Below are 20620 nucleotides of genomic sequence, written 5' to 3' on the forward strand. Positions count from 1 at the left end.
TGCGAGCTCACCCCGATGATGGCCAGAAGCGAATAGCTTCCTCGAACAGGCCTGATACATAGATGCAACCGGGTAACCATGTTCAAAAGCAGCTAGACAATGTTGGCGAGTCCATACATAGGAGCGGGCTTGCCCCGCGAAGAGGCCCGCACAGCCCACCCAAACCCCAGCCCCCGAATTCGGGGAATGCAGCCACTCGATCCTCCCCACTGTTTTCGGTTCCCTCTATAACTACCTGAAAAACAACAACTTACTTCCTGGCATATCACTTGCAAAAGCCTGTCACAGAATCCTGAGACCTGTGGAGGTGCTACATGGTCGTCCCACCCGTTCAACGCCCCGGCAAGAGGGTGCTGCCATGACATTCGGACTTCGACCGGCCTACGCCGGCCTGCTGCTGAGCATGGCGCTCATCGGCCTGGGGGTTGCCTACGAAAAACTCTGGTGCGACCCGCGCGAGCTGCTGCAGGAGCCCGCCGACCCCCAGGCCCTGCACCGCCTGAGCCGCGACGGCGTGACCGTGGAATTCGAGGCACGGCCACTGGCCGGTGGCGAGCTGCGTGAAGGCGCGTTTGCCAATATCCGCTTTAAGGTCACCGACCAGGCCAGCGGCCAGCCCCTGTCGGGCATGGCCCCCGGCGCCTGGATTGACCCCGCCCAGTCGGCGCCGCTCGAAGGCGGCAACCGTGACCAGAGTTGCAAGGCGCGGGTGGCACTGTTCCTGAAAAGCAGCATCGGCGCGCGGCCCCTGCTGGACCTGAACAGCTACTTCCTGCTGGTGTTGAACAAGGACGCCAGCCTGACGGTGATCGACCCCACCGTGTCGGTGGGTGGCGTCACCAGCACCCTCACCAGCATCGACCTGCCGGGCCGGCCCATGGACTGGGCCGCCACCCGCGATGACAAGCAGGTGTTCGTTTCGGTCCCCGAGCGCGGCCAGGTAGCGGTGATCGACACCGAAACCTTCACCCGCGTGGCCAACCTTGAGGCCGGCGAGCTGCCCGTGCGCGTGGCCCTGCAGCCCGACCAACTGCGCCTGTGGGTGGGCAACAACAGCAGCGACCCGGCCAAGGGCGGGGTGACGGTGATCGACGTGCCCAGCCGCAGCACGCTGAAAAGCTTCGCCACCGGCTCCGGGCACCACGAGATCGCCTTTAGCGCCGACTCGCGCTATGCCTTCGTCAGCAACCGCGACGGCGGCACCCTGAGCATCATCGACATCCCCGAACTGCGCCTGGTGAAAACCCTGGAAGTGGGCCCACACCCACTGTCGGTGGCGTACTCGGCGTTGTCCCAGGCGGTGTACGTGGCCGATGGCGAGGCCGGCACGGTGCACGTGATCGATGCCCGCAGCCTCCAGCTGCGCCACGTGGTGAAGGCCGAGCAAGGCCTGGGGCCGATGCGTTTCAGTGGCGATGGCCGCTATGGCATCGTGCTCAACACCCTGGACAACCAGGCCCTGGTGATCGACGCCAGCAGCGACACGCTGATCCACCGCATTGCCGTGGCCGCCGAGCCCTACCAGCTGACCTTCACCAAAGGCTATGCCTATGTTCGCGGCCTGGCCTCGGCCAAGGTCAGCATGATCAACCTGGGCAGCCTGGGGGAGGGGCGCACGCCCATCGTCCAAGGCTTCGAAGCCGGCCCCGCGGCGCCGCGCCAGGCCGGTGACCTGCCGTTGGCCCAGGGCCTGGCGGTGTCGCGCGACGACAACTCGGTGTTCGTGGTCAACCCGGTGGACAACACCACCTACTTCTATGCCGAAGGCATGAACGCGCCGATGTCCGGCTACAACAACCGTGGCCACCAGGCCCGTGCGACCCTGGTGGTGGACCGCAGCCTGCGCGAGCTGGCACCGGGGGTGTACGGCTCGACGGTGAAGATGCCCGCCGCCGGCACCTTCGACGTGGCGTTCCTGCTCAACCAGCCGCAGATCATCCACTGCTTCAGCACCGAGGTCGCCGCCGCCCCCGCGGCCGCCCAGCGCCGGGTCGCTCATGCCGAGTTCATCGGCCTGGAACAGCCCCTGGCCCAGGACAGCGCCTTTACCGCCAAGGTGCGCATCATCGGCGACGATGGCCGGCCACGGTTGGGGCTGAACGACCTGAGCCTGCGCTACTTCCTGGCGCCCTCGTCGATGCCGCGCAACCTGCCGCTGACCGAGGTGGGCGAGGGCGTGTACCAGGCCGCCCTGGCGCTGCCCGAACCCGGTGCCTGGTACCTGCATGTGCAGTCGCCCTCGCTGGGGCGCACGTTCACCGAGGAAAACTACACCAGCCTGCGCGTCCTGCCAGCCGCCACGGCTACCGCTGCCCAGACCGACCTGAGGAATGTGCGATGAATGCCAAGCCTGCTTGCACACTGCTTGCCCTGAGCCTGGCCCTGGCCAGCCAGCTTGCCCTGGCCCACGCCGGCCATGACCACGGCGCCCCGGCCGGCGCACCGCCGGCGGCCCATCAGGAAAAGGCCAGCGTGCGCTTTGCCGACGTGTCGCTGCTCGACCAGGACGGCATGCCCGTGCGCCTGGAGCGCGACCTGGTGGGCGAGCACCTGGTGGTGATGGGCTTTATCTACACCAGTTGCACCACGGTGTGCCCGGTGGTGTCGTCGATCATGGGCAAGGTCCAGCAGCAGCTGGGTGGGCGTGTGGGCGAGGAGGTGCGGCTGGTGTCGATCAGCGTCGACCCGCAGCGCGACGATGCCAAGCGCCTGCAGCGCTACGCCAAGGCGTTCCAGCATGGCCCGGGGTGGAGCTGGCTGACCGGCTCGCCCTACGCCATCAGCGAAACCCTCAAGGGCCTGGGCAGCTTCAGCGCCGACCTTAGCCAGCACCCGCCGCTGATCCTGGTGGGGGACGGGCGCAGCGGCCACTGGACCCGCTACTACGGCTTCACCGACCCGGACGTGCTGGTGGGTGAAGTCAACCGCCTGAGCGCCCGCCGGGTGCATGCCAAAGGCACCGCCATTGCCGAACACCACGAGGTGCAACCATGAGCAGCATGCCCCGCCACACCACCCTGCGCCTGAGCGACTGGCTGGCCCTGGTGGCCTGCCTGCGGATCCTCACCTCGGTGGCCTTCGCCCACGAAGGCCATGCACCGGCAGGGCCCAGCCCGCAACCGGCACCGCCGGCCATGGCCAGCGGCGGCGGCACCCGCGACGCCCAGGCCTGGTTCACCGACACCGTGCTCACCGACCAGAACGGCCGTGCGCTGCGCTTCTACAGTGACGTGCTCAAGGGCCAGGTGGTGATGCTCAACGTGATCTTCACCCACTGCACCGACGCCTGCCCGCTGATTACCCGCAAGCTGCGCGAGGTGCGCAATGCCATGGGGCCGGCGCTGGCCAGCCAGGTGAGGTTCGTGTCGATCAGCAGCGACCCGCTCAATGACACCCCGGCGGTGCTCAAGGCCTACGCCGAGAAACAGGGTGTAGACAGCGCCAACTGGTTGTTTCTCACCGGCGACAAGGCCAGCGTTGACCTGGTGCTGGGCCGTATCGGCCAGTTCCTGCCCAGCCCCGAGCAGCACTCCACCCAGTTGATTGCCGGCGACGTGGCGGGCAAGCGCTGGAGCAAGATTCGCCCGGATGCACCGCCTGCCGCCATCGCCCAGCGCCTGCAGTTGCTGGCCCAACCTTTGGCTGGGCGTTGAGCCATGGATATCAGGACCGGCCCTTTCGCGGGGCAAGCCCGCTCCTACAAGCACCGCCTTTCCCCTGTAGGAGCGGGCTTGCCCCGCGAAAGGGCCGTTACAAGCACTGCAACTGTGCTGCTCCTACTCCTGAGCGTCTACCTCCCCGGTTCAGCTGTTGCCCTTGATCTCACACCCAATGAACAAGCCGGCAAACGTTTGTACCGCGAAGGCCTGCCCAGCGCCGACGCCCAGCTCACCGCCCGCGTCGGCGCCAGCGACATCCGCGTTCCTGCCAGCGTGCTGCCCTGCGCCAGTTGCCACGGCACCGACGGCCGGGGCCGGCCCGAGGGCAGCGTGCGCCCGCCGAGCCTGGACTGGCAGCGCCTGGCCCAAGGCCCAGGCCCCCGTCAGGCCAACAGCCGCAGCTACCCAGCCTACGACGAGCGCACCCTGGCCCGCGCCATCGCCCAGGGCGTCGACCCCGCCGGCAACCGGCTGGACCCGGCCATGCCACGGTTCGAACTGACCCTGGCCGACCAGCGCAACCTCACCGCCTACCTCAAGCGCCTGGGCCAGGAGCGCGACCCCGGCGTTGAAGACGATGTGCTGCGCCTGGGCACCCTGTTGCCGGCCAGTGGGCCGCTGGCCGAGGCAGGGCAGGTAGTACGTACGGTGCTCGAAGATGGCCTGGCCCAGCTCAACCAGCAGGGCGGCATCCATGGCCGGCGCCTGCAACTGGTGGTGGCCGACCCCGGCGCCGACCTTGCCAGCGCCGAGCGCGCCTTGCAGCGCCTGCTCGATGTGGACCAGGTGTTCAGCCTCGTCGCACCGCTGGCGCCGATGCTCGACCCACAGTTGCCCGCGTTGCTCGAACGCCACGGTGTGCCGCTGATCGGCAGCGCCCCCGGCAGCGGTGGCAGTTCACAGATTTTCGACCCATTGCCGGGTATTGCTAGCCAAATGCAAAGCCTGGCCAACCACGCCAGGAATGCCCTGGGCCTCGGCCCAGACGGCTTGCGCGTGGTGTACGCGGGCAACGACCAGGCGCTGCTGGCCGAGCAGGTGCGCGAACAACTGCGCCAGGGCGGTTGGGCAGTGCCGGTGAGCGAGGCATTCAACGGGCAAGCCGTGGCGGGGCAGGGCATCGTCTTCCTTGGCCACGCCCAGGCCTTCGCCGAGCTGGCCGCCGCGCTGCAGGCCGAGGGGCGTGAACCTTACCTGATGGCGGCCTCAAGCCAGGTTGCCAGCGCTGTGGCGGGCCTGCCGGCGCAGTGGTCACGGCGGGTGTTGCTGGCTTACCCGTTCGTGCCCAGCGACTGGACCGAACACGGCCGGGCGGCGCTGGCCGCCGTGCAGCGCCGACAGGGCCTGGAGCCCCGCCACGCGGCGCTGCAGGTCAAGACCTTGTGCGCCCTGCGCCTGCTGGGCGAGGCGCTGAAACAGATTGGCCGCGACGCCAGCCGCGAACAACTGGTGGCGGCCCTGGAGGGCCTGCACGGCGTCGAAACCGGCCTGACCCCGGCCCTGGGCTTCGGCCCCGGGCGGCGCCAGGGCATGGCCGGCGCCCATGTGGTGGCAGTGACGCTGCCTGGGCCACGCTTCACCGCTGTCGCACCTTACCAGCCGTTGCCGCTCAACCCCTGAAGGAGGCCACCATGCGAACCCTGTTGCTGTGCCTGTTGCTGCTGGTGGCCGAGGCCAGCCTTGCCGATGTACCGGCGGCGCGGGTCAATGGCGTGGCCATCGGGGTAATGCGCCTGGAGCGCTATTTCACCGAATACCTGGAAACCCAGCACCGGGCGGTGGCCAGCATTCGCAACCCCGGCCTGTACAAGCGCCTGCGCCAACAGGCCCTGGACGAGCTGATCGACAAGGAATTGCTCTGGCAGGAAGCCCAGCGCCAGGGTATTGATGCCACCGATGAACAGGTATCAGCGCAGGTGGGGCAAGTAGAGGCGGCTTTCCCCAGCCCGGCGGTGTTCGAGCGGCACCTGGCCGAGGCAGGTTTCGACCGGGCGGGTTACGCTGAGTACACGCGCCGCGAAATCGCCGCGCAGCAGGTTTACGCCCAACTGAGCGAGGTTGCCGCGCCCAGCGCAGCCGACGTTCAGGCCTTTTACGCGGCCAACCGGTTCACGTTGCAAGGAGCACAGAACCAAAGTGATAACCCTTCGGTCATACCCGAACAGGGCCTGGCATTGGCCAGGGCCGCGCTCATCGGGCAATTGCAGGCGCAGGCGCGCCAATCCGTGCGCCAACGTTTGCGCGATTCCGCTACAGTGGAAGTCGCGCGCTGACGGCCCGAAGCTGCGTTTCCCCAATACTGGGGAAGATCGGTTTGGCAATGTGCCATCACTTTCCCCGGATGTGGGGAAAGCCGCTGGCGCCTGCGCCCAGCGCAGTGGGGCAACCCAGCCAGATCAACGACTTACCGTGGTGCGACACGATTTTTTCACGCCTGGCACGAAGCCTGCTCAAGCCTTATCGAGGCCGCACTTCGCAGACCGGGAAACCGGGCAGTTTTTGGGAGTGGACCTTGGTGAACAGAGTATTGGTAGTCGATGACGAACAGACCCTTGCGCAGAACCTGCAAGCGTTCCTGCAGGTGCAAGGCCTGGATGTTCAAGTCGCCCACGACGGTGCCAGTGGTATCGAGCAGGCCTTGAGCCTGGCACCGCAAGTGATCGTGCTGGATTACCGCTTGCCCGACATGGAGGGGTTTCAGGTTCTGGAAACCGTGCGCAAGAACAGGCAGTGCCATTTCGTGCTGATCACCGCCCACCCGACCGCCGAGGTTCGTGAGCGGGCCGCCGACCTTGGCGTGACCCATGTCCTGTTCAAGCCGTTCCCGATGGTGGAACTGGCGCGCGTGGTCTTCGACCTGATGGGCATCGAGCGCCGGCACAGGGCCAATGAAGATCCAGCCGAAGGTTTCGTCGAACGACGCCAGAACAGGAACCAATCGTTCCCCCTGCAGTTGTACGACGGAAGCTGGGTGTTGGCCGACCGCCGCCGCAATGGCGCCAAGCCCCCCGAACCTGACGACGAACAACTGCTCACCGGGGAATAGCGGCGCCCGCTGCCCTGGCCCGACCAGCCTGCGACGCGCCCCTGAGCGGAGTCGCAGGCCATGTCCGATGTATTCGATGTAGGAGCGTATTTATCCGCGATGGGGCCTGCCCAGGCCTCCCGGCAGCTTGCCTACCCCCGTGAACTCCTGGCCCAGGCCCGCCAGCAAGCCGGTGATGAACGCCTGCTCGACTGCCTGCAGCGCCTGGCCGGCGACACCCCGGCCAGCTTCACCCAGCGCCTGGCCACCACCCTGCATTACCCGGTAATGGCCAGCCAGGCCCTGCTGGCCAGCACCCCACGCTTCGACAAGGTCAGCCTGGCCCTGTGCCTGAAGCGTGAGTTCGCCCTTGTCGAACAGGACGGCGCGCTGCTCGGCGTGTTCGCCGACCCCTTCGACCCAGCCCGCCTGGCCTGGATCGACGATGTGCTGCAAGGCGCGCCGCTGTACCTGGCCCACGCCGCAGACCTGGCCACCTTCCTGGCCCGCCACGAAGAAAGCTTCCATGCCGTCGATGCCCTCGACCACGACGCCGAGGCCAGCAGCGAGCACGACCCGCTGCAGCGCCTGTCGCTGGCCAGCATCAGCGAAGACCAGAGCAAGGTGGTCAAGCTGGTCAACTCGACCCTGTACGACGCCCTCAAGCAGCACGCCAGCGACATCCACCTGGGCATGACCGGCCAGGGGCTGACCATCAAGTACCGCATCGACGGCGTGCTCAACGGCGCCGGCAAGGCCAGCGGCAGCGCCTTCGCCGACCAGGTGATCTCGCGCATCAAGGTCATGGCCGAACTGGACATCGGCGAAAAGCGCGTGCCCCAGGACGGCCGCTTCAAGGTTGCCGTCGGTGACCGCCAGATCGATTTTCGGGTGTCGATCATGCCCAGCATCTTCGGTGAAGACGCCGTGCTGCGGGTGCTCGACAAGCAAGACCTTTCCGACCGCGTCAGCGGCGTGCAGCTGCAGGCCCTGGGCTTCGCCGAACACACCCTGCAGGCCCTGCGCCGCCTGGCCGCCGAGCCCTACGGCATGATCCTGGTCACCGGCCCCACCGGCAGCGGCAAGACCACCACCCTGTACGCGATGCTCAGCGAGATCAACCACGGCGTGGACAAGATCATCACCATCGAAGACCCGGTCGAGTACCAGCTGCCCGGCGTGCTGCAGATTCCGGTGAACGAGAAGAAGGGCCTGACCTTCGCCCGTGGCCTGCGTTCGATCCTGCGCCACGACCCGGACAAGATCCTGGTCGGTGAGATCCGCGACCCCGACACCGCGCAAATCGCCGTGCAATCGGCCCTGACCGGCCACCTGGTGTTCACCACCATCCACGCCAACAACGTGTTCGACGTGATCGGCCGCTTCAGCCAGATGCAAGTCGACCCCTACAGCTTCGTTTCCGCGCTCAACGCCGTGCTGGCCCAGCGTCTGATCCGCCTGGCCTGCCCGCATTGCTGCACGCCTGGTGAGGCCGACGACGCCACCCTGGCCGCCTCGGGCCTGACCCGCGAAGCGGTGGCCGGCTGGCACTTCGTGCGTGCCCAGGGCTGCGGCCAGTGCCGTGGCAGTGGCTACCGCGGCCGCAGTGCGATTGCCGAGCTGCTGCACCTGGACGACGACCTGCGGCAGATGATCGTCGAACGCCGCCCCCTGTCGCAGATCAAGCAGCTGGCTTGCCAGCGTGGCCTGCGCCTGCTGCGCGCTTCGGCCCTGGACCTGGTCCGTGAGGGCCGCACCACCCTTGAGGAGATCAACCGTGTCACATTTATCGCTTGATCGCGGCGTTAGCCAATACAGTGCGGTGCTTGGCGCCGAGGGTGTCGGCCTTGGGGGCGGGCACGCCAACCAGCAGCAGTGGCTGGGCAGCCGCGCGTTCGCCTGCGACGCGGCGCAACCGGCCTGGGAAGCGGCCCTGCAGGCGTTGCACGCACTGCTGGCCGAGCATGCGGTGAAGGGGGCTCAGCTGCGTGTGCTGCTGTCGGCGCGCTACAGCCGCTTCTGCCTGGTGCCGTGGAGCGATGCCATCAGCCACCCCCGTGAGCTGGACGCCTATGCCCGGGCCTGCTTCGAAAACCTCTACGGCCAGCCGCTGGACGACTGGCGCATCGTCCTCTCGCCCGAGCCTGCCGGCGCCGCGCGGATTGCCACGGCGCTGCCCGAGGCCCTGCTGCAAGGCCTGCAGGCCCTGGGCCGGGAAAGTCGCCTGAGCCTGCGCTCGGTGCAACCCTACCTGATGGCCGCCTACAACCGCTGCTCGGCGCAGTTGGGGCAGGGCGACTTCCTCTTCGTGTTGGCCGAACCGCGCCGCAGTGTGTTGCTGCTGGCCGCCGGCGGCGCCTGGCAGCAGGTGCTGGCACAGGGCTGCGCCGACACCGACCAGGCCCTGCAGGCGCTGATCGAGCGCACCTGCGAGCTGTACGGCGAGCAGGCCCCGCCGGTGTACCTGCATGCCCCTGGCCGTGGCGACGTGCCGCAACTGGCGGCAGTGCAGTTGTGCCAGCCGGCCGGCGACAGCGACCCGCTGTGCGCCATGTGGCGGGCGGTGGCCTGACATGCGCCGCCTGAACCTTGAATTTCAGCCCCGTCGCCGCCAGCCGCTGGCGTGGTCGCTGCTGGCCCTGGCCAGCGTCGCCGTCGCCGCGCTGGTGCTGGTTCAACAACACCTGCAAGCCGAGCAGGTAGGCCTGGAAGCACAGCTGCACCAGCTGGAACTGCAACTGGGCCGCCGCCCGGCCACCGTAGCCCCGCAGAACAGCGCCGCCAGCCGCGAGCAGGCCGAGCGCCTGGCGCAGATGCGCAGCGTGTCGCAGCAGCTGCAACGGCCCTGGCAACAGCTGTTCGCCATGCTCGAAGCACAGCCCCAGGAAGACGTGGCGTTGCTGACCCTGACCCCGGATGCACGCAAGGGCCAGGTGCGCATCAGCGCCGAGGCCCGCAGCCTGGAGGCAATGCTGCAGTACCACCAACGCCTGGAGCGCAGCGCCGAGCTCAGCGATGTGTCGCTGCTCAACCACGAAGTGGTGGCCGGGCAGCCTGAGCACCCGGTGCGCTTCACCCTCACCGCCACCTGGGAGACCGGCCATGCGCGCCCCTGATGCTTTCAACCGCCTGATCCTGCAAGAGCACCTGCGCCGCATCGGCCCGGTGGGCCTGGGCGCCGCCGCCGTTGCCGTGCTGGCGCTGGGCGTCGCCCTGGGCGGTGTGCTGCCCCAGTGGCAGGCGCTGCGCGAACTGCAGGCCAGCGAAGCCGATGCCAGCGTGCAGGTGCAGCGGGTCAAGCGTGGCGAGCTGAAGATTCCGGTCAAGCCTGAACAACAGGCGCTGGACAGCCTGCGCGAACAACTGCCTGGCCAGCCCGAGGCGAGCGACCTGATCGAGCGCCTGTACCAGTTGGCCAGCGCCCAGCGCATCAGCCTGGCCCGCGGTGAGTACGCCCTGGGCGTCGACCCCAAGACCCAGCTGGCGCGTTACCAGATCGTCTTGCCGGTGCGTGGCAGCTACCCGCAGATCCGCGGTTTCCTCGACGGCCTGATCGGGCAGTTGCCGACCCTGGTGCTCGAAGACCTCGAACTGCAGCGCAAACGCATTGCCGACACCGAACTCAATGGCCGAGTGCGGCTGACCCTTTACCTGTCGAGGTCGTGATGAACACTCAACGTGCCGTGATGTGGGCCGGGTTTCTTGGGGTGAGCGCCGCACTGGCGTGGGCGCCGGGGCATTGGTTCGAACAGCAGCAGGACAGTGCTGGCGCCATCGCAGGCAAGCCTGCTCCTACAGCGCCCACCCACCCTGTAGGAGCAGGCTTGCCTGCGATAAGGCCCGAACAAGCCTCCCGCGACCTGTTCCCCGCCCAGCAATGGACCAAGCCACAAGCCCTGGCCACGGTCACCGAACAACCGGTGGCCGCCGCCCCTGTGGCACCGGCCGCGCCCACCGCCCCGGCGCTGCCGTTCGCATTCATCGGCCGCCTGGGCGACCGCGACGACCTGCAGGTGTTCCTGCAAAGCGGTGAAAAGCTCTACGTCGTGCGCCAGGGCGATGTGATCGACGACACCTACCGCCTCGACAGAGTCTCGGCCAACGAGCTGGACCTGGTTTACCTGCCTTTGCATCAGTCACAGACCTTGTCTGTAGGGAGTGCACCATGAACGCTTCGAAGAAGTGCAGGCCAGCGCCGTTCCTGCTGCTGGCGCTGTGTGTGGCGATTGCCGGCTGTGGCACCAGCGCCGTGCGCAAGGACAGCGACCAGCTCATCAAGGAAGGCCAGTACGAGGCCGGCATCGCCCGCCTGGAAGAGGCCCTGGCCGACAACCCTCGCGACACCGAGCTGAACATCGCCCTGGCCCATGGCCGGCAGGCGGCGGTGGAAGCGCTGATCGGCCATGCCGACGCCGACCGCATTCGCCACGACTTCGCCGGTGCACGCATGGGTTATGGCCGGGTGCTGACCATCGAGCCGAACAACCGCCGCGCCCAGGAAGGCATTCGCCAGCTGGAGCTGATTCGCACCCTCGATGAGCGCGTGGCCCTGGGCCAGGCGGCGCTGCGCCAGGGCGACCTGTTCGGCGCCGAGCGCTACATGCGCGAAGTGCTGCGCCTGGACCCGCAGAACCAGAAAGGCGTCGCCTTGCGCACCGACATCGAGAACGTGCAGGCACGCACCGCGCAGCCGTACCCGCAACTGCGCAGCAAGCTGGAGCGCCCGGTGACCCTGGAGTTTCGCGATGCAGCGCTGAAAACCATCTTCGAAGTGCTGTCGCAGGTGGCCGGAGTGAACTTCATCTTCGACCGCGACCTGCGCCCGGACACCAAGGCCACCATCTTCGTGCGCGACGTGCGCATCGAGGATGCCATCGCCCTGCTGCTGGAGCAGAACCAGTTGCGCCAGAAGACCGTCAACGACAACACCCTGATGATCTACCCCGATTCGCCGCAAAAGACCAAGGACTACCAGGAACTGGTCATGCGCACCTTCTACCTCACCAGCATCGATGCCAACACCGCGTTGAACATGGTCAAGACCATGCTCAAGACCCGCGATGTGTTCGTTGACGAACGCCTCAACACTCTGACCATGCGCGACACCCCCGACGCCGTGCGCATGGCCGAGAAGCTGCTGCAGTCCCAGGATCAGTCCAACCCGGAAGTGGTGCTGGAAGTGGAGGTGATGGAAGTGGCCACCTCGCGCATCCTCGACCTTGGCCTGCAATGGCCCAGCACCTTCGGCGTGCTGAGCAACGATGGCAGCCCGGTCAGCGTGCTCGACCAACTGCGCGGCATCAACGCCAGCCGCATCAGCATCGCCCCGGCGCCCCAGGCCAAGATCAACGCCCAGGACAAGGACATCAACACCCTGGCAAGCCCGGTGATTCGCGTCAGCAACCGCGAGCAGGCGCGCATCCACATTGGCCAGCGGGTGCCAATCATCAGCGCCACCTCGGTGCCCTCGACCCAGGGGCCGGTAATCACCGAAAGCGTGACCTACCTGGACGTCGGCTTGAAGCTTGAAGTGCAGCCCACCGTGCACCTGAACAACGAGGTAGCGATCAAGATCGCGCTGGAGGTGAGCAACGCAACGCCGCTGGAAGCCACCCGCCAGGGCACCATCCCGGTTCAGGTCGACACCCGCAACGCACAAACCAGCTTGCGCCTGCACGACGGCGAAACCCAGGTGCTGGCAGGCCTGGTGCGCAACGACCACAACGCCAGCGGCAACAAGGTGCCCGGCCTTGGCGACATCCCAGGCTTGGGCCGGCTGTTCGGCAGCAACAAGGACGACATGAGCAAAAGCGAGCTGGTGCTGGCGATTACCCCGCGCATCGTGCGCAACCTGCCGTACCAAAGCCCGTCGGACATGGAGTTCGGCACCGGCACCGAGTCCAGCATGCAAGTGCGCCAGGCCACGCCGTTGCCGGCCCGCGAGGTGCCCGGCAACCTGCCCAGCGACGACCGCGAGCGTGCCCCGGTAGTCGACAGCCAGATGGCCAGCGTGCCGGTCACCGTGAGCCCACGGCCATGAAACGCCGCCAGCAGGGTTTCAGCCTCATCGAAGTGGTGCTGACCCTGGCCCTGCTCGGGCTGCTCGCCACCATGGCCGCGCCTTTGACCGAAACCGTGGTGCGCCGGGGCAAGGAGCAACAGCTGCGCGAGGCGCTGTACCAGATCCGCGATGCCATCGATGCCTACAAGCGTGCCTTCGACGCCGGCTACATCGAGAAGCGCCTGGACGCCAGCGGCTACCCACCGAACCTGCAGGTGCTGGTTGACGGCGTGCGCGACGTGCGCAGCGCCAAGGGCGCGAAGTTCTACTTTCTGCGGCGCATCCCCCACGACCCGCTGCTGGCGGCCAAGGGCGAGGACGGCGGTGGCTGGGGCCTGCGCAGCTACGACAGCAGCCCCGACAACCCGCGCGAAGGCGAGGACGTGTTCGATGTGTATTCCAAGGCCCGTGGCAAAGGCCTCAACGACATCCCCTACGGGCAATGGTGACGGCCATGAAACGCAGCAAAGGCTTCACCCTGATCGAACTGCTGGTGGTGCTGGCGATCATCGCCACGCTGATGACCATTGCCATGCCGCGCTACTTCAACAGCCTGGAAACCTCCCGCGAGGCCACCTTGCGCCAGAGCCTGGCGGTGCTGCGCGAGGCGTTGGACCACTACTACGGCGACACCGGCCACTACCCCGATTCGCTCGACCAGCTGGTGGAGCAGCGCTACCTGCGCAATGCCCCGGTCGACCCGATCACCGAGCGCAGCGATGCCTGGCAGCTGGTGCCACCGCCTGAAGGCGTGGCCGGCGGCGTGGCCGATATCAAGAGCGGTGCCACTGGGAGGGCGCGTGATGGCAGCCTCTATGCAGAGTGGTAAAACCAACGCCGGCTTCACCTACCTGGGCGTGCTGCTGCTGATTGCGGTCAGCAGCGTGGCCCTGGCGGCCACCGGAACGGTGTGGTCCAGCGTTGCCCAGCGCGAGCACGAGCGCCAGTTGCTGTGGGTGGGCGGCCAGTACGCCCAGGCCCTGCGCAGCTACTACCGGGCATCCCCAGGCCTTGCCCAGTACCCGCAAGACCTCGCCGACCTGCTGGACGACAACCGCTTCCCCCAGGCCAGGCACCACATTCGCAGGCTGTACCCAGACCCGATCACCAACAGTGACGAATGGGGCCTGCTGCGCTCGATCGATGGCCGCATCACCGGCGTGCACAGCCGCTCGCAGGCCGCGCCGTTCAAGCGCCACGGCTTCGACCCGCAGTTCTCCGGCTTCGAGGGCCTGGAACACTACAGCGACTGGCAGTTCGTCGCCGAGCAGGCCTTCAACGAAAGCGCAGGCGGCGCCCGCACCCATGCCGGCCCAGGGAGCACGCCATGAAACGCCTGTGCCTGCTCGGCCTGCTGCTGGCCGCCTGGTTGCCGCTGGCGGCCATGGCCGACGCCGAAGACGAGATGAAGGGCTTTATCGTCGACAACACCATCTCGCACATCGGCCACGATTTTTACTACTACTTCGCCGACCGCCTGCGCGCCACCAGCCGCCTGGATTTCAACCTGGTGGTGCGCGAGCGCCCGGATGCCCGCTGGGGCAGCCTGGTGACCGTGGAGTTCGACCGCGACGTGCTGTACCGCCGCTTCCTGCCGCCCAACGTCACCCAACTCAAAGAAGAGGCCGTTGCGGCCGCCGACCTGGTCAAGCAAGAGGTGCTTCAGCGCAAGCTGCAACGCCTGCTGCAGGACACCACTGATCTGGAGAGGGATGAGCTATGAGAACCTGCCTACCCCATTGCCTGGCCGCCTGCCTGCTGGCGGGCGCCTTTACCGCCCAGGCCACCGAGCTGGTCTACACCCCGGTCAACCCATCATTCGGCGGCAACCCGCTCAACGGCACCTGGCTGCTGAACAACGCCCAGGCGCAGAACGACTACGACGACCCCGACCTCAAGGACCGTACCTCGGCCTTCAGCGGCACCTCGGCCCTGGAGCGGTTCAGCAACCAGCTGGAGTCGCGGATGTTGTCGCAGCTGCTGGACAACATCAGCAACGGCCAGACCGGCAGCATGGCCACCGATGCGTTCCTGATCGATGTGATCGACGATTCCGGTGCGCTGAGCATCAAGGTGACCGACCGCGCCTCGGGCGAGATCTCGGTTATCCAGGTCAATGGCCTGAACCCCTGAGAGGGACTGGCCGCTTCGTTGGGGAGAGAACACCATGAAACGTCTGCTGAGTGCTTTGCTGATTTTCGCCACCCTGCAGGGCTGCGGCCTGCGCGAGCCGATGCCGGCCGAGCAGGACTCGGAAACCCCGACCCTGACGCCACGCGCCTCGACCTACTACGACCTGATCAACATGCCGCGCCCCAAAGGCCGGCTGATGGCCGTGGTGTATGGCTTCCGTGACCAGACCGGGCAATACAAGCCGACCCCGGCCAGTTCGTTCTCCACCAGCGTCACCCAGGGCGCGGCGAGCATGCTGATGGATGCCTTGAGTGCCAGTGGCTGGTTCGTGGTGCTCGAACGCGAAGGCCTGCAGAACCTGTTGACCGAGCGCAAGATCATCCGCGCTTCGCAGAAAAAGCCCGACGTGGCCGAGAACATCGCCGCCGAGCTGCCGCCGCTACAGGCTGCCAACCTGATGCTTGAAGGGGGCATCATCGCCTACGACACCAACGTGCGTAGCGGCGGCGAGGGTGCACGCTACCTCGGCATCGACATCTCCCGCGAATACCGGGTGGACCAGGTGACGGTGAACCTGCGTGCGGTGGATGTGCGCACCGGGCAAGTGCTGGCCAACGTGATGACCAGCAAGACCATCTACTCGGTAGGGCGCAGCGCCGGGGTGTTCAAGTTCATCGAGTTCAAGAAGCTGCTGGAGGCGGAGGTGGGGTACACCACCAACGAGCCGGCGCAGCTGTGCGTGCTGTCGGCGATCGAGGCGGCGGTGGGGCACCTGCTGGCCCAGGGCATCGAGCGGCGGTTGTGGCAGGTGGCCGGGGATGCGGGGGAGGGCAAGGCCGTGGTGGACAAGCTCCTTAGCCAGAGCCAGCCGCAGTGATGGTTTCTGGTGCCTGGGTTGAGGGTTGTGGCGCCTGTGAGATCGAGCGCCGCCCGCGCGGCGCATCTTCCACAGGACTCACTGGCCCGAAACAAACGTAGGAGCGACCGTAGGTCGCGATGCGCCGCGCGGGCGGCGCTCGATCTCATAGGCGCTGAGAATGCCAAGGCGAACACCTGCACGCCTCAACACCATTCCTCGCTCCCGAATCCCCCTGATGAACCTTTCATGACAAAAGTTCGGTAGCCATTAGCCACCCCCGTCAATGCCATGAACACGGACGCAGCACCCGGGCAACCACCGGGGGCCGCCGTAGGAACAGGCGGGGGAGTGGGGCGATGGGAACGATGGAACGCTACACGAAAGTCGGCATGCAGGAGCTCGACCAGCGCCTGTCGAAAATCGTCGAGGCCGCGCGCAAGCAGCCGGTTTCGGTGTACCGCTACGGTGCACCCTGGGTCTGGATCGTGTCCCAGGACGACTGGCAGGGCGCCTTGCACGAAGTGGCCAGCTGCGTGCCACCTGGGCACTCGCTGGCGGTGCTTCGCCCGCGTATCGAAGCCTTGCTCGACGCCGAGGGCGCCATGCTCGCACAGCTTGCCGACGAGCAAGGCATGAGCATCGCCCCCCACACCCTGATGCACGTGCTGCTGCTGCAGATCCTCTACTCGGTACCCAGCGAAAAGCAGCTGTACGAGCAGCTCAACTACAACCTGCTGTTTCGCTGGTTCACGGGCCTTGAGCTGAAGTCGCGGGTGTGGAACTTCAGCCTGTTCAGCCACGACCTGGGGGTGCTGCTGGGCAGTGCCATGGCCGTGGCGCTGCTGCAGCGCATGGTCGACGAAGTGCTTGGCAGCAGCGTGCAGGCGATGCCCGAGTTCAGCCTCAACCTGGCCCTGCTCAACAGCTGGGTGGCCCGGCACAACCCAGTCGGCGCAGCCGAAAACCACTAGCAATCAGACGAATTCCTGGCTCTTAAGGGGGCGGTGTGGAGCACTTGTTCTTCAAACGATGCGGCGTGGGCGCAGGGGTACTGTTGTGCCTGCTGGCCGGCCAGGCGGCTGCCCAGGCAGCGGAGCCTGCGCCCGAGCGCCGGGTGGAAATCAGCGAGTACGTGGTGCGCGGCAACACCGTGCTCGACGCCCAGGCCATCGAGGAGGCGGTGTACCCGTTCCTTGGCCCCGACAAGACCCTGGCCGACCTTGAAGGTGCCCGCGAGGCCCTGCAGAAACGCTACCAGGACCAAGGCTACCAGTCGGTGTTCGTCGAGCTGCCCGAGCAGAAGGTCGAGGGCGGGGTGGTCTACCTGCAGGTGACCGAAACCAAGGTTGGCCGGGTGCGGGTAGTGGGCGCCAAGCATTATTCGCCGGTCGAGATCCGCGAGCAGGTGCCGGCGCTGGAGGAGGGCAAGGTGCCCGATTTCGCCCAGGTGCAAGACGAGTTGGCCACCCTCAACCGCACGCCCAATCGCCAGGTGATGCCCCTGGTGCGCGAAGGCCAGCGCCCGGGAACCATGGACGTCGACCTGCAGGTCGAGGACAAGCAGCCCTGGCAACTGAGCCTGGGCCTGAACAACGACCACAGCGCCGATACCGAAAAACTGCGTTCGGTGGTGAGCCTTGGCTACAACAACCTCTGGCAGGCTGGCCACAGCGCCTCGCTGACCTGGTTCACCGCGCCCCAGGACCGCAACAACGCCGAGGTCTGGTCCGGCTCCTACGCCGCCCCGCTGAACGAGCACTGGACCGTGCAGTTCTCCGGTTACCACTCCGACAGCAACGTCGCCACCGTCGGCGGCACCAACGTGCTGGGCAAGGGCCATTCCTATGGGGTGTCGGCCATCTACAACCTGCCGGGTGTCGGCGCCTGGGCCCACGCCTTGTCGCTGGGCATCGACTTCAAGGACTTCGACGAGCAGGTTCAGCTCGGCGACAGCAACGACACCGTGCCGCTCAAGTACGCACCGATCAGCCTCGGCTACAGCGGCTACCGCTTCACCGAACAGGACCAGCTGAGCCTGGGCCTGAACCTGGTCGCCGGCACCCGCAAGCTGTTCGGCTATGGCAGCGACGACGCCGACTTCGACTACAAGCGCTACCGCGCCGACCCCAGCTTCCTGGTGCTCAAGGGCGACGCCAGCTACACCTTCGACTTCGCCGGCAGTTGGCAGAGCGCCTCGAAGCTTGCGTTCCAGCTGGCTTCGGGCCCGCTGGTGTCCAACGAACAGTTCGCCGCAGGCGGCGCCACCTCGGTGCGCGGCTACCTGGCCGCCGAGCGTACCGGCGATGACGGCGTGCTGTTCTCCCAGGAACTGCGCACGCCGTCCCTGGGCCGCTATGTCGGCAACTACATCAACGACTGGCGGTTCTACCTGTTCGCCGAGGGCGCGCAACTGCGCCTGCAGGACGCCCTGCCCGAACAGGACGACAGCTACAGCCTGGCCAGTGTCGGCATCGGCACCCGCGCCACGCTCACCGACTGGCTGTCCGGCAGCGTCGACTGGGCGCTGCCGCTCAAGGATGGCCCCAACACCGACAAGAACGACTCGCGTGTGCACTTCAGCGTGCAGGCGACCTTTTAAGCCCCACCTGGCCCACCGGCCCCGACCTGGAGACTTTCCATGCAACGCCTTATCTTGACCCTGCTGCTGTGCCTGGGCTTCGCCCTGCCCGGCAGTGCCAGTGCCTGGTGGCAGGACGACTGGATGTACCGCAAGCAGATCGCCGTGGACACCACCCCGCAAGGCGCCAGCCTCACCCAGGCGCTGGGCCGCACCGCCTTGCTGGTGCGCCTGCACACCGGCAACTTCACCTTTGACGGGGTGAATGAAACCGGCGCGGACATCCGCTTCGTCAGCGCCGACGACAAGACCGTGCTCAACCACCATATCGAGCAGTTCGACCCGCTGATGGGCATGGCGCTGATCTGGGTCGACGTGCCGCGCATCGAGGCGGGCCAGCGCCAGGACCTGTGGATGTACTACGGCAACCCCAAGGCCCAGGCACCTGCCGGCCAGCCAAGCTTCGATGCCGACTACACCGCGCTGTACCACTTCGATGGCGCCGCCCCGCGTGACGCCAGCCCCTACGCCAACCAATTGCAAGGCCCGGCAGTGGGCGTCGACGGCGTGATTGGCCGTGGCATCCAGCTCGGCGGCCAGCCGCTGCAGCTGCCGGCCAGTGCTTCGCTGCAATGGCCAGCAGGCGGTGCGTTCACCTTCAGCACCTGGCTGCGCCAGGACCAGGCCGTGGGCGAGCAGTTGCTGCTGGCCCGCCGCGAAGCCGGCCAGAGCCTGCTGCTGGGCCTGGCCCAGGGTGTGCCGTTCATCGAAGTCGACGGCCAGCGCTCGGCCGCCAACCAGGCCGTGGTCGGCGGGCAGTGGCAGCACCTGGCCCTGGTGGGCGAGGGTGGCAACCTGACGCTGCTGCTGGAAGGCCAACCGGTGGCCCGCCTGGCCGCCAGCCTGCCGGCCTTCACGGGCGCCCTGGGCATCGCCGGCGACCTGCCGGTGGCCGAAGGCCAGGCGCCAAGCCAGTACGTGCCGTTCGTGGGTGCCCTGGACGAGCTGCGCCTCTCCCGCGTGGCGCGCAGCCAGGCCAGCCTGCAGGCCGACGTGCTGGCCCAGGGCGCCGAGTCGCGCCTGGTGGCCTACGGCGTGGACGAGGAGCAGTCCGGCTTTGGTTTCGGCAGCCTCGGCTTCCTGCTCAAGGCAGTGCCGGTCGACGCCTGGGTGATCATCGCGGTGCTGGTGCTGATGATGGTGCAGTCGTGGGTCATCATGCTGCGCAAGCAACGCACCCTCAACCGCGTCACCGCTGCCAACGCCGAATTCCGCGAGCATTTCGCCACGGTGGGTACGCGCCTTGAGCAGTTCGCCGACGACCGCGGGCTGCACGATGCGCTGGGCAACTCGCCGCTGTGGCGCCTGTACCTGGTGGCGGTGCAGGAAATTCGCACCCGCCGTGCCCAGGGTGCCGACACCAGCGCTGTGTCCGCGGCCACCATCGAGGCCATCCGCTGCTCCATGGACGGTGTGCGCACCCGCGAGAACCAGGCGCTGTCGTCGAAGCTTTCGACCCTGTCCAACGCCATCGCCGGTGGCCCGTACATCGGCCTGCTCGGCACCGTGCTCGGGATCATGGTGGTGTTCCTCGGCACCGCCATGGCCGGCGACGTCAACATCAACGCCATTGCCCCGGGCATGGCCGCCGCCTTGCTGGCCACGGCCATGGGCCTGTTCGTGGCGATTCCGGCACTGTTCGGCTACAACCGCCTGACCACCCGCAACCGCGAAGTCAGCGCCGACATGCGGGTGTTCGTCGACGAGTTCATCACCCGCCTGGCCGAGCTGCACGGTGAAGGCCAGGCCGGTGAAGCGGCGCGCCCGGCCGGGCGTACCGTCAACCCGTCGGTTCCGGCGTAAGGAGTGGGCCATGGCTTCCGTCAACAACGCCCATGACGACGACACCGACGCGGCGGTCGACAGCATCAACATCACGCCGCTGGTGGATGTGCTGATGGTGGTGCTGGTGATGTTCATCCTCACCGCCACCGCCCAGGTTTCCGGCATCCAGGTGCAGCTGCCCAAGGCCAGCGCCACGGTGTCGCTGGCCCAGCCCAAGACCAAGGCGATTTCGATCAACGACGCAGGCCAGGTATTTCTCGACGCCTACCCGGTGACCTTGCAGGAGCTTGAAGACCGCCTGCGCAGCGAGAAGGCGCGTAACCCGGACTTCCCGCTGATCGTGCGCGGTGACGCCGGTGTGCAGTACCAGAAGGTGGTCGAGGTGCTCGACCTGTTGCGCCGCCTTGAACTGGCCCAGGTCGGGCTGGTTACCGGCAAGCCGAACCAGGGGTGAGGGCCG

At 67.0% G+C, this 20620-nt stretch carries 22 protein-coding genes; all 22 read left to right on the forward strand.

Annotated features, from left to right (window positions below):
- Positions 1–358 precede the first annotated feature (358 nt).
- The 22 genes from F3J45_RS09415 (at position 359) to F3J45_RS09520 (ending at position 20614) form a co-directional block, all read left to right on the forward strand.
- Positions 359–2341 (forward strand): cytochrome D1 domain-containing protein, encoded by a 1983-nt coding sequence (locus F3J45_RS09415; protein ID WP_167060766.1) that lies wholly within the window; start codon positions 359–361, stop codon positions 2339–2341.
- Positions 2338–2994, forward strand: coding sequence for an SCO family protein (locus tag F3J45_RS09420; RefSeq protein ID WP_167060769.1), 657 nt, complete (start codon positions 2338–2340; stop codon positions 2992–2994). The genes F3J45_RS09415 and F3J45_RS09420 overlap by 4 nt, the downstream gene beginning before the upstream one ends.
- Positions 2991–3653: an SCO family protein gene (locus tag F3J45_RS09425; RefSeq protein ID WP_167060771.1), complete on the forward strand. Its 663-nt coding sequence runs from the start codon at positions 2991–2993 to the stop codon at positions 3651–3653. Before F3J45_RS09420 ends, F3J45_RS09425 begins: the two co-directional genes overlap by 4 nt.
- A 114-nt stretch (positions 3654–3767) precedes the next feature.
- Positions 3768–5279 (forward strand): ABC transporter substrate-binding protein, encoded by a 1512-nt coding sequence (locus F3J45_RS09430; RefSeq protein WP_205300458.1) that lies wholly within the window; start codon positions 3768–3770, stop codon positions 5277–5279.
- Between the two features lie 11 nt (positions 5280–5290).
- On the forward strand, positions 5291–5932 hold the full coding sequence (locus tag F3J45_RS09435) for a SurA N-terminal domain-containing protein (protein WP_167060777.1): 642 nt from the start codon (positions 5291–5293) through the stop codon (positions 5930–5932).
- Between the two features lie 242 nt (positions 5933–6174).
- The gene (locus F3J45_RS09440; RefSeq protein ID WP_167060780.1) at positions 6175–6705 is read left to right on the forward strand and encodes a response regulator; all 531 of its coding nucleotides are present in this window, start codon (positions 6175–6177) and stop codon (positions 6703–6705) included.
- A 60-nt stretch (positions 6706–6765) separates the two neighbouring features.
- Complete coding sequence (locus tag F3J45_RS09445; RefSeq protein WP_205300459.1) at positions 6766–8481, forward strand: GspE/PulE family protein; 1716 nt, start codon at positions 6766–6768, stop codon at positions 8479–8481.
- On the forward strand, positions 8462–9256 hold the full coding sequence (locus F3J45_RS09450) for a hypothetical protein (protein ID WP_167060783.1): 795 nt from the start codon (positions 8462–8464) through the stop codon (positions 9254–9256). Before F3J45_RS09445 ends, F3J45_RS09450 begins: the two co-directional genes overlap by 20 nt.
- Before the next feature lies 1 nt (position 9257).
- Complete coding sequence (locus F3J45_RS09455; protein WP_167060786.1) at positions 9258–9800, forward strand: PilN domain-containing protein; 543 nt, start codon at positions 9258–9260, stop codon at positions 9798–9800.
- The gene (gene pilO, locus F3J45_RS09460; RefSeq protein ID WP_167060789.1) at positions 9787–10350 is read left to right on the forward strand and encodes a type 4a pilus biogenesis protein PilO; all 564 of its coding nucleotides are present in this window, start codon (positions 9787–9789) and stop codon (positions 10348–10350) included. Before F3J45_RS09455 ends, pilO begins: the two co-directional genes overlap by 14 nt.
- On the forward strand, positions 10350–10853 hold the full coding sequence (locus F3J45_RS09465) for a hypothetical protein (RefSeq protein WP_167060792.1): 504 nt from the start codon (positions 10350–10352) through the stop codon (positions 10851–10853). Before pilO ends, F3J45_RS09465 begins: the two co-directional genes overlap by 1 nt.
- On the forward strand, positions 10850–12724 hold the full coding sequence (locus tag F3J45_RS09470; RefSeq protein WP_167060795.1) for a secretin N-terminal domain-containing protein: 1875 nt from the start codon (positions 10850–10852) through the stop codon (positions 12722–12724). Before F3J45_RS09465 ends, F3J45_RS09470 begins: the two co-directional genes overlap by 4 nt.
- Positions 12721–13194, forward strand: a complete 474-nt coding sequence (locus F3J45_RS09475; RefSeq protein WP_167060797.1) for a type II secretion system protein — start codon at positions 12721–12723, stop codon at positions 13192–13194. The genes F3J45_RS09470 and F3J45_RS09475 overlap by 4 nt, the downstream gene beginning before the upstream one ends.
- Positions 13195–13199: 5 nt before the next feature.
- Positions 13200–13574 (forward strand): type II secretion system protein, encoded by a 375-nt coding sequence (locus tag F3J45_RS30375; RefSeq protein ID WP_167060800.1) that lies wholly within the window; start codon positions 13200–13202, stop codon positions 13572–13574.
- Positions 13549–14076 carry a type II secretion system protein gene (locus F3J45_RS09485; RefSeq protein ID WP_167060801.1) on the forward strand — a complete coding sequence of 176 codons (528 nt, stop codon included), beginning with the start codon at positions 13549–13551 and terminating at the stop codon, positions 14074–14076. Before F3J45_RS30375 ends, F3J45_RS09485 begins: the two co-directional genes overlap by 26 nt.
- A complete protein-coding gene (csgE, locus tag F3J45_RS09490; RefSeq protein WP_167060804.1) occupies positions 14073–14468 on the forward strand; it encodes a curli production assembly/transport protein CsgE in 396 nt (131 codons plus the stop codon). The genes F3J45_RS09485 and csgE overlap by 4 nt, the downstream gene beginning before the upstream one ends.
- The gene (locus F3J45_RS09495; protein ID WP_167060806.1) at positions 14465–14878 is read left to right on the forward strand and encodes a curli assembly protein CsgF; all 414 of its coding nucleotides are present in this window, start codon (positions 14465–14467) and stop codon (positions 14876–14878) included. The genes csgE and F3J45_RS09495 overlap by 4 nt, the downstream gene beginning before the upstream one ends.
- A gap of 34 nt (positions 14879–14912) precedes the next feature.
- On the forward strand, positions 14913–15755 hold the full coding sequence (locus tag F3J45_RS09500; protein WP_167060809.1) for a CsgG/HfaB family protein: 843 nt from the start codon (positions 14913–14915) through the stop codon (positions 15753–15755).
- Between the two features lie 338 nt (positions 15756–16093).
- On the forward strand, positions 16094–16708 hold the full coding sequence (locus F3J45_RS09505) for a transposase (protein ID WP_167060811.1): 615 nt from the start codon (positions 16094–16096) through the stop codon (positions 16706–16708).
- A gap of 44 nt (positions 16709–16752) precedes the next feature.
- Complete coding sequence (locus F3J45_RS09510; RefSeq protein ID WP_205299628.1) at positions 16753–18336, forward strand: ShlB/FhaC/HecB family hemolysin secretion/activation protein; 1584 nt, start codon at positions 16753–16755, stop codon at positions 18334–18336.
- A gap of 39 nt (positions 18337–18375) precedes the next feature.
- Complete coding sequence (locus tag F3J45_RS09515; RefSeq protein ID WP_167060816.1) at positions 18376–20178, forward strand: DUF2341 domain-containing protein; 1803 nt, start codon at positions 18376–18378, stop codon at positions 20176–20178.
- A gap of 10 nt (positions 20179–20188) precedes the next feature.
- On the forward strand, positions 20189–20614 hold the full coding sequence (locus F3J45_RS09520) for a biopolymer transporter ExbD (protein ID WP_028692168.1): 426 nt from the start codon (positions 20189–20191) through the stop codon (positions 20612–20614).
- Positions 20615–20620 lie beyond the last annotated feature (6 nt).

Source organism: Pantoea sp. Ap-967 (assembly GCF_011752565.1).
Taxonomy (GTDB): domain Bacteria; phylum Pseudomonadota; class Gammaproteobacteria; order Pseudomonadales; family Pseudomonadaceae; genus Aquipseudomonas.

What these genes read in the sequence shown, in the direction of transcription:
- F3J45_RS09415 (WP_167060766.1), top strand. Translation starts at nt 359, where the DNA reads ATGACATTCGGACTTCGACCGGCCTACGCCGGCCTGCTGCTGAGCATG.
- F3J45_RS09420 (WP_167060769.1), top strand. Translation starts at nt 2,338, where the DNA reads ATGAATGCCAAGCCTGCTTGCACACTGCTTGCCCTGAGCCTGGCCCTG.
- F3J45_RS09425 (WP_167060771.1), top strand. Translation starts at nt 2,991, where the DNA reads ATGAGCAGCATGCCCCGCCACACCACCCTGCGCCTGAGCGACTGGCTG.
- F3J45_RS09435 (WP_167060777.1), top strand. Translation starts at nt 5,291, where the DNA reads ATGCGAACCCTGTTGCTGTGCCTGTTGCTGCTGGTGGCCGAGGCCAGC.
- F3J45_RS09445 (WP_205300459.1), top strand. Translation starts at nt 6,766, where the DNA reads ATGTCCGATGTATTCGATGTAGGAGCGTATTTATCCGCGATGGGGCCT.
- F3J45_RS09455 (WP_167060786.1), top strand. Translation starts at nt 9,258, where the DNA reads ATGCGCCGCCTGAACCTTGAATTTCAGCCCCGTCGCCGCCAGCCGCTG.
- pilO (WP_167060789.1), top strand. Translation starts at nt 9,787, where the DNA reads ATGCGCGCCCCTGATGCTTTCAACCGCCTGATCCTGCAAGAGCACCTG.
- F3J45_RS09465 (WP_167060792.1), top strand. Translation starts at nt 10,350, where the DNA reads ATGAACACTCAACGTGCCGTGATGTGGGCCGGGTTTCTTGGGGTGAGC.
- F3J45_RS09470 (WP_167060795.1), top strand. Translation starts at nt 10,850, where the DNA reads ATGAACGCTTCGAAGAAGTGCAGGCCAGCGCCGTTCCTGCTGCTGGCG.
- F3J45_RS09475 (WP_167060797.1), top strand. Translation starts at nt 12,721, where the DNA reads ATGAAACGCCGCCAGCAGGGTTTCAGCCTCATCGAAGTGGTGCTGACC.
- F3J45_RS30375 (WP_167060800.1), top strand. Translation starts at nt 13,200, where the DNA reads ATGAAACGCAGCAAAGGCTTCACCCTGATCGAACTGCTGGTGGTGCTG.
- F3J45_RS09485 (WP_167060801.1), top strand. Translation starts at nt 13,549, where the DNA reads ATGGCAGCCTCTATGCAGAGTGGTAAAACCAACGCCGGCTTCACCTAC.
- csgE (WP_167060804.1), top strand. Translation starts at nt 14,073, where the DNA reads ATGAAACGCCTGTGCCTGCTCGGCCTGCTGCTGGCCGCCTGGTTGCCG.
- F3J45_RS09495 (WP_167060806.1), top strand. Translation starts at nt 14,465, where the DNA reads ATGAGAACCTGCCTACCCCATTGCCTGGCCGCCTGCCTGCTGGCGGGC.
- F3J45_RS09500 (WP_167060809.1), top strand. Translation starts at nt 14,913, where the DNA reads ATGAAACGTCTGCTGAGTGCTTTGCTGATTTTCGCCACCCTGCAGGGC.
- F3J45_RS09505 (WP_167060811.1), top strand. Translation starts at nt 16,094, where the DNA reads ATGGGAACGATGGAACGCTACACGAAAGTCGGCATGCAGGAGCTCGAC.
- F3J45_RS09515 (WP_167060816.1), top strand. Translation starts at nt 18,376, where the DNA reads ATGCAACGCCTTATCTTGACCCTGCTGCTGTGCCTGGGCTTCGCCCTG.
- F3J45_RS09520 (WP_028692168.1), top strand. Translation starts at nt 20,189, where the DNA reads ATGGCTTCCGTCAACAACGCCCATGACGACGACACCGACGCGGCGGTC.